We start from the raw sequence: 14,918 nt of genomic DNA, 5'->3' as shown, positions 1-14,918 counted from the left end.
AAAGCTTCAGCATGCGGCTGTTGCTAAGGCTATCGCTTCAGCTACCGATTTCTCAAAGATCGCAAGGATTGCACCCGATTCTTGCTCCGTAATATTCAGCGGCGGCAGAAAACGAACAACAGCTGAATGACGCCCGCCCAGTTCTACAATTAATCCATTCTTGAAACATTCGCGCTGAATAGACTCAGCCAGCGCACCATTAGGCAGATAATGTCCCAGACGATCCTTCCGTCCTGTTGGATCCACCACTTCAACGCCGATCATCAGTCCTCTGCCTCGCACGTCACCAATCTCTGCATACCGCTCTTTCATTGCATTCAGTTGATTCATGAACTGCTCACTGCGCAGATGTACGTTGTGTAAAACATCCTGTTCCCGAATATAACGAAGTGTCGCAAGTCCCGCTGCCATGGCGAGCTGATTGCCACGGAACGTGCCTGTATGTGCACCAGGTTGCCATTTGTCCAGCTCTTCTTTGTAGATGACAACAGACATCGGCAAACTTCCGCCAACTGCTTTGGAGCAGACAATTGCATCGGGTATGATTCCGGCATGTTCAAATGAAAACATCCGGCCTGTCCGTCCAATGCCTGTCTGCACTTCGTCGATGATGAGCGGAATATTTCGCTCTGCTGTGATTCGCCGCAGCTCCCTCAGCCATTCGATATCTGCCGGAATGGCTCCACCTTCACCCTGCACCGTCTCCACAATGACCCCACACGGTGCCGCAATACCGCTCTCGCAATCATCGAGCAAGTTCTCGATATACTGTGCACTTAACCGGGCCGTCATGCCTTCACCAACACCAAATGGGCAGCGGTATTCATAAGGAAACGGCAGGAAATGTACATCGGGCAACAGGCTTTGCAGATGTTGTTTCTTGCTCAGGTTGCCACTCATCGACATCGTCGCTTGGGTCGAACCGTGATAACCTCCCTGAAAGGCAAGAATAGACTTGCCGCCTGTAGCATGTTTGACCAGCTTAATGGCTGCTTCTACGGCATCCGCTCCGGTTGGACCACAGAACTGGATTTTGGCTTTGTCTCGCATCTCTGCCGGAAGAATGGAGAATAGTTCTTGCATATATGAAAGCTTCAGCGGTGTTGCCAGATCCAGTGTATGAAGAGGAATCTGCTGATCCAGAACATCGCGAATGGCGTTGACCACCGTGTCATGGTTATGCCCCAGCGCCAATGTTCCTGCCCCAGCCAGGCAGTCGTAGAATACGCGGCCTTCCGTATCGGTAATCTTCACCCCATGGGCCTTGTTAATGACAAGCGGGAAATGTCTCGGGTACGATCTTGCATTGGATTCCTTCTCATTTTGCATCTTCAGATATTCCGTCTGCACCTCTACTGACATAGCCCTCTAACGCTCCTTATAATCGATTCAGGCTGAACCTGCTGCCTGTGATTCTTGTTCTACATTTTGCATATGACATGGTATTGGTTCAAAATCATGGTGAGGTCCGAATTAAATGATGGTATCCGTTATCTGTTATCCGTTATCCGTCATATATTGTCATCTATACGTTGTTATAAGCTATATTTATTTATATTCAAGTTGCTCCTGACACAGGTATTCCAGGTATAACCGAACCACATCACGAGTTGTTCCACCATGGGGAAAGACGTGGTGTGTCAGATCTGGCAAGGCGTTCACTTCCAGGATGCCTCCCAGATCTCTGGAGATCGGGGTGCGGATATCATGACAACGAACATCGACTCCTGCTACATCGATCTGAAGAGTCTTTGCCGCCTGAATAATCATCCGGGCATTTTCGGGATGAATGATTTCGGTACAATCCTTGTAGAATTCACTGATTTTTCCGGCGGCAGAATTGCGGAGATTGTATAACTCGATTTCTTTTCCCGCGGCAGGAACTTCATCCAGTGTTGTCCCTTGTGCATGTAATACCTCCAGCAGTCGTTCCGTTTCTGCATTAACCTCGGGAAATGCTTCATACTCCCCAATGTGCGTCATCTCGATTCGTTCCTGATTCAACTGCTCGATCAATGCCCCAACAGTTGAAGTTCCGTCTCCCTCGACATAGACAGGTCGATACTGGTTCACAGCCGCCACTTCACCGTTAATGATCAGCACTCTGTAATCAATCCCGGTCACATATTGCTGTAACATAATGCTGCTGCCGTGGACACTCGCAAGCTGAATGGCTGTCTCCAGTTCTTCTTCAGTACGCACATCCAGCGTCACGCCCATGCTACTGCTCGCATCCAGTGGTTTCACTACAATAGAGCCGTATCTATTCAGAAAAGCTACTGCTTCGCTTCCCATCTCCGGGATCACGATAAATGACGGTACAGGCATTCCCTGTTCATGCAATAACATATTACATGCCTGCTTGTTCTTGGCGAGCAGTCCAGCGATTAACGGCAGACGATGAGATCTGGTTTTGTTAATGATGATCTCTTGGTCCCCTACAGACAGCTTCAGGAAATCTTCGCATCCCTCAAGAAGTGGCTCACAGGTGATGCCCATTTCTCTCGCTTTGCTTATAATGAGTCGGTTTTGCAGATTATGAATCCCTTTCGGAAACACTGAAAATCCTCCTCGATCGAATGAAGGTACTCGCTCCTATATAAGTTGAATAGAGTTTTCACACGAAATCACTGCGCGGTCAGAACCATCTTCCGATCGCTGTTATCCCCAGATTTTTTTGAACCCCTTTACAAAGGGGAAATCCGGTGATAAAGGCGCACGCTACGCTTCTTCAGATCTGTTCTGCCCCCTCCGTTAACGTGTGAAATTTGAATTAAACTTATATAGCTCATACTTCATCAATTTTTTTGTAATCACATATTGATAATGATTATCAATATCATATAAAATCTATTTTATGGCAATTCGAGTTATATTGTCAATAATAAACTTTTAAGGGAAAACAAGATTGAATTCAGTGTAGGTTTAAGTCGATGCAGGTATGCTTTTATCGAATAATAGGCACAACAAACCGGGCAAGCCTGGGACATGGTTTTACCAATGGCTTGCCTAATTTGTCATCTGATTGATCATACAATGGAGTTGATGTGGAGTTTTGAATAACTATTAATCGAATCAAAACGGACTTTTTGATCCTCAAGCCAGTTGTGTATAACGCTGTTCTCCATTCAGCTTCCTTCCTCTTCCATGTGGGATGCAGGTTGGTGTGCCAAACAGTGGATCAACCGCAATCTCACACTCCATCTGGAAAACCTTACGGACCATGTCCTGTGTAACAATATCTTCCGGTTTGCCTTCTGCGTAAATGGACTTATTGTGAACAGCCACAATGTGATGCGCATAACGACATGCCAGATTCAGATCATGAAGTACCATAACAATCGTGCGTCCTTCCCGTTCGTTCAACTCAAACAACAGATCGAGGATATCAATCTGATGTGTCATATCCAGATAGGTTGTAGGTTCATCCAATAGCAGCGTTTCGGTACCCTGCGCAAGTGTCATCGCAATCCAGGCACGCTGACGCTGTCCACCGGACAATGCATCCACAGGTCGATCCGCGAGTTCTGTCAGATGTGTGGATTCCAGTGCCAGCTTAACCATACGCTCATCCTCACGAGACCATTGCTTCAGCCATGTTTGATGTGGATAACGTCCTTGCTTAACCAGTTGGTTCACCGTCAATCCTTCTGGAGCGGTCGGACCCTGCGGCAAGATGGACATGCGCCTTGAAATCTCCTTGGTCGGCAGCTTTGCAATCTCTTCGCCATCCAGCAACACCGAACCGGAGCTGGATTTCAGCAACCGGGCCATCGTACGCAGCAGCGTAGATTTGCCACAGCCGTTGCTGCCAATGAGGACGGTAATCTGTCCCTTGGGAATGGTCAGGTTCAAATTTTCAATAATGGGATCTGCTCCATAGGAGATCGTAAGCTCCTTGGCTTCCAGAATACTCACAGCTCTCTCCTCCTCAAAACTGATTTCGATTCTTGAACAACAAATACAGGAAAAATGGTGCGCCTACGCCTGCGGTGAATACCCCTGCGGGAACATCCAGCGGTAGAAAGGCAGTGCGGGCAATCAGATCTGCCGCAAATACAAGCAGAGCACCAACCAGTCCAGACACAATCAGCATACTGCCAAACATCCGTCCAACCAGCTTTCGGGCAATATGTGGAGCGATCAGGCCTACAAAACCAATGGTTCCGGCAACCGCAACGGCGATTCCCGCCAGCAGTACACTGCATAACAACAACGCTGAACGATGCCGCTGTACAGTTACACCCAGCCCTGTGGCCAGATCATCCCCGAACTCCTGTGCATTCAGGCTGCGAGCGAACCAAATCGCCAGCGGTATAACAATTACGATAACCGGTAAAATCGTTCGGACATCGGTCCACGATGCTCCGTATACACTTCCTGTCAGCCAGATATAGGCTTGACCTGCCGTGTAGAATGGACTCAGAATCAGCATAAAGGTCGTTCCAGCTCCGGTAATGGCTGACACTCCAATCCCGATCAGCACCAGACGGATCGGACTGACTCCCTTTTTCCAGGCAAGCACGTAGATGATCAAAGCCGTCACAACTGCGCCAGCGATGGCGAACAATGGCAACAACTTGATACTTACCGCTCCACCTAACAGCGTAACAAAACCTACAGCTGCAACGGCCGCGCCGCCGGTGATGCCGATGACATCCGGTGAGGCCAGCGGATTACGGATAATGCCTTGCAGAAGTGCGCCTGACATACCGAGGGCTGCTCCTACGAGCAGAGATAATAACACCCGTGGCAGTCTTAAGGTCAGCACGACGAAGTCATGCTCTCCTGCATTCAGACAAAATATCGTTCTGAGCACATCCAGCGGAGAAATAAAGTCACTGCCTACACTGGTACCGACCACTCCTGCCATCAGGAACAAGAGGATACATACACCGATGACAACCAGTGATTTTCGTTCCATTTGCACTGAGACAGTGTCTTTTTTGTTGCGAAAAGTCAACACCTTCCTCATATCTTCGTCACCCCCTTGCGGGCAATATACACGAAGAAGGGTCCGCCAATCAGTGCAGTCATGACACCGAGTGGAACTTCCTGCGGCATGATCACCAACCTTGCCACCACATCCGCGGACAGCAGCAGAATCGCTCCCCCTACAATAGAGTAAGGAACGAGCCAGCGGTAATCATTTCCCACCAGTGCGCGCATGATATGCGGGACAACCAGTCCGACAAGACCGATCGAACCGGCTACGGCAACCGAACCACCCGCCAGCAATACCGTAACAATTCCCATGAGCACCTTGACTAGAAGTACATTCTGTCCCATGCCTTTGGCGATATCGTCACCCGTCAACAGCAGATTGATGGCTCTGCCCATGAACAAAGAGACAATAGCTGCGGCTGTCATGTACGGCAGAACAGGATATAACATATCCAATGTCCGACCACTTACTGAACCGGCAAGCCAGAACAGTACATCCTGCAATCCGGTTCCATCCAGCACCAGAATGGCCTGTGTGAACGAGGCAAATAACGCGGAGATTGCCGTCCCCGCCAGTACAATCTTGATCGGTGTCAGGCCATCACGACCCATGGAACCTAGCCCATATACAATTGCCGCGGCTACAGCAGCCCCTGCAAAACCAAACCACATCATGGTGGTGAGCGAAGATACGGACAATACAACAATGGCAATAACAATAAAAAAGATCGCACCAGAATTAATTCCGAACACACTCGGTGATGCCAGTGGGTTACGTGTCAATGCCTGCATCAGCCCACCCGCCACGGCCAAACTTCCTCCTACAACAGCAGCAATAACTGTACGTGGCAACCGTTCCGTCAGCAGAACCACATGTTCCACAGAACTCTCGTCATAGAATTGCAGTGCTTCCCATGCCATCTGAAACGTGATATGCGTACGTCCCAGAATCATACTGGCTAGGCAAGCAAGTAGAAGTAATATGAATAAACCAACCAGTCCATAGATCTTGGCGCTTACCTTTGTAAAAAGGGGAAACATACTCTCACTCTTTCATCTGTAAAATGATAAAAGACCTGCCAGCCCATACACTTCGTTAACGAATGTTCTGGTGCATGGCAGGTCCTGCTCCTGTTAGTTAGTTCAGGTTGAACTGCTTATATAGATCGTCCAGCATCATGTTGGCCGATGTGTATCCACCTGCCATGTTCCAGGCCACTTCATCGACCTGAACCAGTTGGTTGTTCTTGACTGCATCAAGGTTTTTCCACAGTGGACTGCTGGTCCAATCATCATAATTTTTCTGAATGGCATCTGTTTCTGTGCCTGAATTGAAGTTGAAGATCATGTCTGCATTCATATCTGGAATGTTTTCTTTGGAAGTCAATTCAACTCCCCATGTGTCTGCGTCATGTCCGGCAGGTCTGGTGAACCCAAGTTCATTCAGAATCTTACCTGCATATCCCATGTAGAAAATACGAACTTGATCGGCTCTAAAGTTCGTGATGGTTGCTTCAATTGGCAGACGATCCCCCATTTTCTCTTTGAAATCAGCTACACGGCCATCCCAATCAGACAACAATTTATCCGATTGCTCAACCCTATTCATCGCTTCCCCAACAGTTTTCACCGTTTCTTTCCAGTCAAAAAGCGTCTCCGTCACTACCGTTGGTGCGATCTGCGACAGTTGCTCATAGATCTCTTCATGTCTGATCTTCGTAGCAATAATCAAGTCGGGTTTCAACTTGTTGATCTCTTCCAGATTGGGTTGCGATTCCTGTCCTACTTGTGGAACTCCGTCCAGATCTGCTCTCAGATATTCATAGACTGGCTGCTGAACCCAGGATTCCACCACGCCTGTCGGTTTCACGCCAAGTGCAACAACGACATCATTCGCACCCTGGAACAGTGTCACGATCTTTTGCGGGGTTCCCTTGATTGTGGTTTCGCCCATGGCATGTTTGATCACTCGGGTCTGATCTTCAGTCGTACTGACAGTTGTATCACTTTCATTATTGCTCTCATTGCTGCTTGCAGCTTGGCTGGACGTATTCGTTGTCTCGGCACTTCCACCCGAAGCACAACCAGCAAGTAATGAAATCATCAGAATAAGTGCTGCATAAATGTATAGCTTTTTCTTTACTTTATACATGAAATCCGTCTCCCCTTTTTTATCTAAATGATATTGAATCTCATTATCAATTGTATTGTAATGGAGATGAAATCATTATACAAGCATTTTATTTGGAAAAACTTCTCACTCCCTGTCGAACTCTGCAACTTCATAAAACAACATTAAATAAAGATAAATTAACTAAACCAATACAATATATATCGATACAATACGCCTCCACACAAACCATATATGTAATTTTTTTCTTACCTACGAAATATACAAATCTCTCTTTTTACTTTTAATTTCATCTAATACATGTCCTTTTTGCTAGTGACTCATTATTCATTCATATGCGTTTGACTGATGAATTTACTGTAAAACAATTCCTGTAATTTCTTGTTGTACTATGTTAGATTATCCATTGGAATAAAATCACATCTATAGATAGGGGATATTAACACGTGAAGAAATCATGGGTACTATCAATCATTATGAGTTTTGTCTTGCTCGGCGGGGTGTTCGCACCTGTAGGGTCCTATGCCGCTGCTGCGGATGACTCAACCACTACATATTCGGAAGACGAATACTATGAAGAAATTGACACGTCAGAACAAGAACCGATCCCTACAGTCGAAGAAGAAGATTTCCTGGGCTACCTTGATCAGTTGGATATGGCATCGGTATATGAGGAGAGAGCCTTCAATGCTTTGGGAGGTGGATTTTACATCACATCATCCAATCGCAAGTCCGTTTTCCTGAAACTGACCAATACAGCGATTCCTAACTACACCAAATATGTATCCAAGCTGAAGATGATCAAACCGCAAAATGCGGAATTGCAAAAAATCCATGCCAACTTGATCAAAGGTAGCTATACACAGCTGGAAGGATTCCAACTCGCTAAAAAATCTGTCTCCAAAACAACGGTAAACAGCGCTGTCCTGAAACAAGCCAATGCCAAAATTGCTACCGGCAAGAAAAATATCGAGAAATTTCACAAAGAATTCTCTGCATACGCCAATAAACTTGGATTTGATTTATAAAAAACAGTAATTGCAGATATGCGTCCTACATTTCGAATAAAACAATTTGAAATTTAAGGAAAAAAAGTGTTTTCTTTTGCTGCGTTAGTTCGTATAATAGCACTATAATCAAAAGGCTATGCTGCCGAAAGGTACAACCTCGTGAACAATAGAGGTTGTGCCTTTTTTGCGTTTAATGGCCACTTTTATCTGAATTTCATCATCTGACGAGGAGTGATTTACATGATTCTTGAAGCCGTTTACCATCGCCCCAAACTCAATTGGTCCTATGCTTATGACCGCTCGACCATGCACCTCCGACTTCGGTCCAAACGTGGGGACCTGGATGCGGTGATTGCGATTACCGGAGACAAATATGCTTGGGATCGGACGATCACACACACCCCTATGCATATCTTTGCCCGGGATGAAATGTTCGATTATTGGGAAGCTGAGACTTCACCTCCCTATCGCCGATTACGGTATGGTTTCCAACTGATTCAAGGAGAGGAATCGGTCTGGATGACGGAGCGCGGATTCGAGCAGGCGCTGCCTGATCATCCGCTCGAATTCTTTGATTTTCCATTTATGAATCCAGTCGACATTTTTGAACCGCCTGCCTGGGTTAAGGACGCTGTGTTTTATCAGATTTTCCCTGAACGTTATGCCAATGGTGATCCATCCCTCAGTCCCAAAAATGCTGAACCCTGGGGAGGAGAACCTACACCGGTGAACTTCTTCGGCGGCGATCTCCAAGGTGTGCTGGATCATCTAGATCATATAAGTCAGCTCGGCATCAATGCCATTTATTTCTGTCCGTTGTTTGAGGCCACTACGAATCACAAATACAATACAGGCGATTACATGAAGGTTGATCCTCACTTTGGTACCAATGAACAGTTCAAAGCGTTCGTGGACGCCTGTCATCAGCGCGGCATACGCGTTGTTCTGGATGCGGTATTCAATCATTCCGGCAGAGAGTTCCCTCCTTTTGTAGATGTCATGAAGAACGGTCCCTCTTCCCCCTACGCAGATTGGTTCTATATCAAGGACTGGCCGCCGCGTGTGGAGGATGGCATACCGACTTATGACACCTTTGCCTTTGAACCGCTCATGCCGAAACTGAACACGGAACACCCTGAAGTGAAGGCATACCTATTAGAGGTAGGACGTTTCTGGATTGAGGAGATGGACATTGACGGATGGCGGCTCGATGTGGCGAATGAGGTGGATCATCAGTTCTGGCGCGAATTCCGTCAGACGGTAAAAGCCATTAAACCTGACGCCTATCTGCTCGGTGAGATCTGGCATGATTCGCTCATGTGGCTTCAGGGAGACCAGTTCGATGCCGTGATGAATTATCCGTTTACCAATTCGGTATTGGACTATACGGTGCATGGCAAGCTCGATGGACTTGGATTCGCAAATGAGATCGGTAAACTGCTTGCAGCCTATTCACAGCCTGTAACGGAAGCCGCCTTCAATCTGCTCGGAAGTCATGATACCCCCAGACTGCTGACCTTATGTGATGGAGACGAGCGCAAGATGAAACTTGCCGTTACGTTACTGCTTACGTATCCAGGTGTGCCATGTATCTATTATGGAGACGAAGTGGGACTTGATGGAGGATATGATCCGGGTTGCCGCAAGTGTATGGAGTGGGATGAGACCAAGCAGAATCGCGAGCTTCTGGAATTCTTCACCCGTACGATTTCCCTTCGCAAACAGCACCCTGCCCTGCGCAGCACGGAACTGAAGATTGTATATGCAAAAGCCGGAGACCCTTGTCTTGCCATCGAACGATTGGATTCGCATACGGGAGAGCGTATGCTTCTTGTTCTTAATGCGGGTGATGAACCATGCACCCTTGAACTCCCCTTGGGAGATCGTAACATCTGGCGAAATCTGTTCACATCAAACACCGTGGAAGCTCGGCAAAATAAACTGACCCTCGATCTGGAAGCATACGGATTCTCCCTGATGCAACTTGAGGTTAAACAACCAGCTGAGGCCTGAGATAAATACAGCTAACAAGGGAAAATAACTTCAAAGGGCTGTCCTCCAGGTGATATGCTCCCCATAAAGTAGACAGGTAAAATAATAAAATCCTGTTACTGTATGGGTAGCATATCAGACCAAGGACAGCCTCTTCTGTATCTTATACGTCATATCCTAACGAACCCAGCACACCTTATTCGCTTCATTATACGCGGGTTAAATGCCTAACGAATCAGAGAGACCTTATTTCGTCCAATACGTCGATTTTCGAGACCAGAGTCCGTATTTTTGAAGCAATAACGTTACTGAGATTCGTTAGGTTTTACTTTTCTTGTTTATCCCCTCAATACGATGTTTGAGGTTCGTTAGCGATACCGATTCAAGCAAGGTGAAACTCTTCGAGGCAGCGACCTATTTCCCAGCCGAGGCGAAGGGTGTCGAAGTCATTGGTTTTCGTATTTTCTTCATTCTTGAACTTACGAGCGCTCCCTGTGTAATTACGATTTTCTGCGGAATCTTGTATGAAGGCAGCTTGTCCTGACAATATTCCCAGATGGATCGCCGCAGATCGGTGAGAGTACATTCTGTAGCCAGCCGGATAGTCACCTTCACCCTCTGACCCGTGATACCACTCTGTTCTCCCGAAACTACGGCCGCTTCAATACATTCCATCTCTTCCAGAACACCCTCGACCTCGGCAGGATACACTTTCCGTCCCCCTACGTTAATGATCTCGGAACGACGTCCCAGAATACGAATGTAACCCTGCTCCAGCACAACTTCATCCCCAGTACGTAGCCACCCGTCCTCTGTAAAAGGTGAAGGTGCATTCAAATATCCGATCATCGCAGTTTCGGTATGGATCTGTAATTCTCCTTCCACCACCCGGTACTTGACCCCTTCATCTTGAATGGAAAACAGCAGCGAGCCTGGCTCTTTGGAGCGGGTTGGCAGAATGCCAAGTTCAGACATGCCATAGGCTTGTATCGTCCTTAGTTGTGGAAATCTCCGGTTCCAGGCTGCCAGTACGGATTCAGGCATCACTTCCGATCCGTATGACACAATTTCGAGACTCGACAGATCATACCCCTCATCATTTCTACCCAGCAGCAACAGATTCATAAATGTTGGAGAGACCGGAAGAGCCTGCACACGAAACTTCTCAATCGTTCGGCACACTTCTTCGGGAGATCGATCTGCAATGATACAGAGACAGCCCCCACTGGACAGGGATTGCAGCATTGTATTCACACCGCCGATATGATCAAACATCATAAAAGGAATCGTTCGCAAAGGCCGAACCTGCCGCCGAAAACCATGTAACAGCCGATCTGCACGATGCACAGTCGCTTTACTCACTCCGGTTGATCCGGATGAAAAGAGTACAAGTCCGCCTACGCCTTCTTGTGCCAGCGAGGATAACAACACAGGAACCTCTCCAGATAATTCACACGTTTGCCGAATGCACAACTTGCCTTCTTCAACGCCCAAACGCCACTTCACCTGTGCCAGCTGGATATATTCCTCTCGTTTGGCTTCAACCAGGTTCCGATCCATGGGGAGCACGATACACCCTTGTCCGAGCAAAGCAACCAATGCTGCCGCTGCATAGGGAGAATAATCTTCCTCCAGCGTTACAAGTTGCCCAGTCAGCTTTTCTGCTGTAATCCACTTACTCATGATGCCAACCTGTTCCAGCAGCCACCGATAGCTGTACTCCTGATCTTTCCAGATCAGCGCAGGTTGCTGTCCCTGTTCCGCGAATCGTTCAAGCAAGAATTGGTTCAACATCTTGCATCCTCCTTACCGTCAGGCGCCCATTGCTGTGCGAGATAATCAACAAGTGAATCCACGGTCTGATATGGGCTTTCAGGCATGGAAGCAGCAGCCATCTCCGCCAGTGCGGCTCCCATCCCCGTTCCCCATCGATCTTCGATTCCCTGCTCTACCACTGCAAGCAATGACACGAGTTCCAGCGAATCCAGTTGCCCACTTCGTCCGTACAGTGGAGCGTTACCACCCTCACCAAGTGGAATCGTTGTATTATGGTACGCGTTTAACTCCCGGCAACTATCCAATACGATACGGAGCAAATCCTCCCTGTGTTCTTGTCCAATCATTAACACGGCCTGACGTGGGAAGCAATCTGCCTGAGGTATGGACTGTCGAAGTGACTCATACCATTGCCATTCATCGGTGACCAACATTTTAATTACACTTGTTAGCTGTACTTTCCACTGCTCACGCTGCTTTATCCGACTGACCTGAAGCATATTATAGGCCTTCTCCCAACGTACAATGATCTCGCTGAATTCTCTCGCATATTGATCAAATGGAGAACCGAGCCATAAGACAGACTCCTGAAGAAGATCTCGAAGAAAATATCGACTCCATCGCATATCAAACAGCAGACCCGATATTAACATTTCATTGGCCTGATCCCCTTCATTCGCCCCACGCAGTGCATCTAAGAGTCGCAGAGACACCACATGTCCAAAATGAAAATTCCGCTCTCCTTGCGTAATCGTCCGGCCTGTCAGAAATTCTTCAATCTGCGTTGTTAACGCCTGGATCAACATGTCTCGGTAACCGTCAGAGTCCAGCTTCACAGTCGCCCGAATGTCCATGGTTCCATACGTTCGGAGTTCTTCTTTGCGTTTGGCCTGCGCAAGCTCAGGTATGCTTTGGTTACCTTTCCAGAAGTCATGAAAGGCCCTTTGAGTAACCTTTCCCTTATACTTGGAGGGCACGGGATCGTAGACGTGAACATGCTCATCTTCCAAACCATATACAGCAATCCAATGGTCTACCAGATGTAGTCGGGAGCCCTGCTTCACATGTTTGCGAATGTACTCGGGATTCTGATAATCCTCACAGTAAGGCAGGTGATAACTGGTTCCTGTAGCCAAAAAAAGCCCACCTTCGCCAATATACTGCCGGATCTGCGTCTTGCCTTCCTCGAAGCTTTCCAGCTGTCGCTGACCATACATCTCCCAGATTGGCTCTACATAATCCAGTTTGTGAAAATAAGGCTTCACCAGTCCGTTATCCCCGCACGAAGGAAGGCTGTACAACCGACTTGCCGCCAGCAGTGCAAGACTTGTGATGGATCCTTGTCGATGGAGCACTTCATGAATCAGAGGAAAATTGCAGGGATAATAATAAGGAATGTCCAGCACTGGAGCGAATGAAGGAATGATCATTTTGGGCCTCCTGTTCCCGTTTTGGCTGACGTACTGCCCCAGGATTGGATTAGGTAATGCACAGACATATCATCTGTCGCTCGAAATACCCGATTGGCAATAGGTTTGCCATCCACATCGGTCTCGAAACGGCGGAAACCACGTGTAAACCGGAAGGAGAACCCACTATCACGCGGGACTCGGTAACTACCTTCATATCGACCTTTACCAGAACGGACAAACTTCATACCCATCCCACCATATATCGTTTCCTCCGAGTCTTCGTCGGGAGCTACCTCTGCACGAATGCAGACCTCTACGTGAGTTGACAATTCAGGAACGACGGTATAGATGCGTGTAGCAGACAGTTCCCCCACAGTCAGCGTGATGGATGCACTTCCAATACCGACAGGAACCAACTCTCCACTCGCATGAACCTGAAGCACATTCGGGTCACTCGAAGTATAATTCCCATGCAGCAGACTCTGAACCAACCCACTCTCGTAGTGCATTTGTGCATTGATACACACGGTCATTCCACCCTGTAGTCCGATGACATCCCTTCCAAGCAGTTCGAGCGAGGAGGGCTTACCCACGTGGCCGAACATGTACAGTAACGGGAGGTGAACGCGTGCTCCCCAGTCACCTTCCTGATGGCAGGCACCCTGCTGTTCCAGAAATGCCAATTCCTCACACGATCCTACTCCGCGTTCAAGTAATTGATGAGCTACCCTTCTGACCTGAGAAGGCAGAAACAATCCTTCCATATCTCCAATATCCATCCACATTCGAACGTCGGGTACCTCTTCTGGCAAGCGATACATGTTTTCTTCCAACAGTCCGCTCTCCGATGTTTCGTCCAGCTGCACATCTACATAGAATGGCGACATCATGATCAGTTTTCCAAAAACCTCCGGATTTCGCATCCCCATGTGCAATGTACAAAGCGCCGCGGCAGATGAACCCAACAGCCCGGTATTCTGCTTGTCCGGCAGCGTCCGATAACGATGATCAATGATTGGCTTGAGCTCATGAATGATGAAATGCTCATAGGCGATGCCTGAACACCCCACACTCACGGCCTCTCTCTCCGGAGCGACGAAGTGATAGAATTCGTTGTGCGTGACTGGACGGACATGCGTAATGCCCACAATAATCAGTGATTCAATCTGCCCGGAGGAAATAAGACCGTCTGCTGTCTGGTCCATATTCCATGTTTCATTGCCTGGCCCGGATGGACCAAAAGCCCGCTGCCCCGCATGAACGTACAGAACCGGATAATGCCGAGCTGCCTGCTCATGGTAACCGGGCGGGAGGTACACATAAATGTTGCGGATATTGCCCAGCCGCGATGCCTGAATGCCTTCCAAACATTCGATGACAGAATGGGTACTCAACGATCATCAACCGCCTCTCTTCTCCCAATTCGACTGCATAATACAAATAACCCCGCCTCAGAAGAGACGGGGTTGTCCTAGAAAACACGTAAGTGTCCCGGGATACATAGCCCTTATATTGTGAATCTGCGAATAGTTTAAATCCCCGGACGTGCTTTTGTAAACATAAAAATAGAAAATAAATGCTCCCAAAAAAGTTATTGACATAAGATCCAATATTTCTTACGATAACGTTGTGATCATAACTCGAGGGCCATGC

The 14,918-nt window shown here is 47.7% G+C and carries 11 protein-coding genes; 2 read left to right on the top strand and 9 right to left on the bottom strand.

Translation table 11 applies throughout. The annotated features are described in order from the left end of the window. Positions 1-6: 6 nt before the first annotated feature. From MKY01_RS05070 to MKY01_RS05045, 6 genes are all read right to left on the bottom strand, one after another. Positions 7-1,362, bottom strand: a complete 1,356-nt coding sequence (locus tag MKY01_RS05070; protein WP_036672588.1) for a diaminobutyrate--2-oxoglutarate transaminase — start codon at positions 1,360-1,362, stop codon at positions 7-9. 186 nt (positions 1,363-1,548) lie between these two features. Beyond that, complete coding sequence (locus MKY01_RS05065; protein ID WP_339285669.1) at positions 1,549-2,559, bottom strand: hypothetical protein; 1,011 nt, start codon at positions 2,557-2,559, stop codon at positions 1,549-1,551. Between the two features lie 537 nt (positions 2,560-3,096). Further along, positions 3,097-3,918 (bottom strand): ABC transporter ATP-binding protein, encoded by an 822-nt coding sequence (locus tag MKY01_RS05060; RefSeq protein WP_100526515.1) that lies wholly within the window; start codon positions 3,916-3,918, stop codon positions 3,097-3,099. A 13-nt stretch (positions 3,919-3,931) separates the two neighbouring features. Further along, entirely contained in the window at positions 3,932-4,975 is a 1,044-nt protein-coding gene (locus MKY01_RS05055) for an iron ABC transporter permease (RefSeq protein WP_339285667.1), read from the bottom strand. Then, positions 4,972-5,985 (bottom strand): iron ABC transporter permease, encoded by a 1,014-nt coding sequence (locus tag MKY01_RS05050; protein WP_339285665.1) that lies wholly within the window; start codon positions 5,983-5,985, stop codon positions 4,972-4,974. The genes MKY01_RS05055 and MKY01_RS05050 overlap by 4 nt, the downstream gene beginning before the upstream one ends. A gap of 97 nt (positions 5,986-6,082) precedes the next feature. Beyond that, positions 6,083-7,096, bottom strand: coding sequence for an iron-siderophore ABC transporter substrate-binding protein (locus MKY01_RS05045; RefSeq protein ID WP_338707855.1), 1,014 nt, complete (start codon positions 7,094-7,096; stop codon positions 6,083-6,085). 425 nt (positions 7,097-7,521) lie between these two features. On the opposite strand from MKY01_RS05045, the gene MKY01_RS05040 reads away from it, so the two are divergent. Together MKY01_RS05040 and MKY01_RS05035 are read left to right on the top strand one after the other, a co-directional pair. Further along, entirely contained in the window at positions 7,522-8,103 is a 582-nt protein-coding gene (locus MKY01_RS05040) for a hypothetical protein (RefSeq protein WP_047841757.1), read from the top strand. Positions 8,104-8,325: 222 nt separating this feature from the next. Next, positions 8,326-10,098: an alpha-glycosidase gene (locus tag MKY01_RS05035; RefSeq protein ID WP_339285663.1), complete on the top strand. Its 1,773-nt coding sequence runs from the start codon at positions 8,326-8,328 to the stop codon at positions 10,096-10,098. 393 nt (positions 10,099-10,491) lie between these two features. Here MKY01_RS05035 and MKY01_RS05030 read toward each other — a convergent pair whose 3' ends face one another. Genes MKY01_RS05030 through MKY01_RS05020 form a run of 3 tightly spaced genes read right to left on the bottom strand, consistent with a single transcriptional unit; the run spans position 10,492 to position 14,659 of the window. Then, on the bottom strand, positions 10,492-11,871 hold the full coding sequence (locus MKY01_RS05030; protein WP_339285661.1) for a fatty acid--CoA ligase family protein: 1,380 nt from the start codon (positions 11,869-11,871) through the stop codon (positions 10,492-10,494). After that, positions 11,865-13,283, bottom strand: coding sequence for a hypothetical protein (locus MKY01_RS05025; RefSeq protein ID WP_339189625.1), 1,419 nt, complete (start codon positions 13,281-13,283; stop codon positions 11,865-11,867). Before MKY01_RS05025 ends, MKY01_RS05030 begins: the two co-directional genes overlap by 7 nt. After that, on the bottom strand, positions 13,280-14,659 hold the full coding sequence (locus tag MKY01_RS05020; RefSeq protein WP_339285659.1) for an alpha/beta hydrolase-fold protein: 1,380 nt from the start codon (positions 14,657-14,659) through the stop codon (positions 13,280-13,282). The genes MKY01_RS05025 and MKY01_RS05020 overlap by 4 nt, the downstream gene beginning before the upstream one ends. Positions 14,660-14,918: the final 259 nt, after the last annotated feature.

Source organism: Paenibacillus sp. FSL R5-0486 (assembly GCF_037975155.1).
GTDB lineage: Bacteria > Bacillota > Bacilli > Paenibacillales > Paenibacillaceae > Paenibacillus > Paenibacillus amylolyticus.
This window is presented reverse-complemented; position numbering and strand designations above follow the sequence as displayed.

Excerpts from the sequence above, each read along its gene's own strand:
- MKY01_RS05070 (WP_036672588.1), bottom strand. The coding sequence starts at position 1,362 with ATGTCAGTAGAGGTGCAGACGGAATATCTGAAGATGCAAAATGAGAAG.
- MKY01_RS05045 (WP_338707855.1), bottom strand. The coding sequence starts at position 7,096 with ATGTATAAAGTAAAGAAAAAGCTATACATTTATGCAGCACTTATTCTG.
- MKY01_RS05035 (WP_339285663.1), top strand. The coding sequence starts at position 8,326 with ATGATTCTTGAAGCCGTTTACCATCGCCCCAAACTCAATTGGTCCTAT.
- MKY01_RS05055 (WP_339285667.1), bottom strand. The coding sequence starts at position 4,975 with ATGAGGAAGGTGTTGACTTTTCGCAACAAAAAAGACACTGTCTCAGTG.
- MKY01_RS05050 (WP_339285665.1), bottom strand. The coding sequence starts at position 5,985 with ATGTTTCCCCTTTTTACAAAGGTAAGCGCCAAGATCTATGGACTGGTT.
- MKY01_RS05030 (WP_339285661.1), bottom strand. The coding sequence starts at position 11,871 with ATGTTGAACCAATTCTTGCTTGAACGATTCGCGGAACAGGGACAGCAA.
- MKY01_RS05025 (WP_339189625.1), bottom strand. The coding sequence starts at position 13,283 with ATGATCATTCCTTCATTCGCTCCAGTGCTGGACATTCCTTATTATTAT.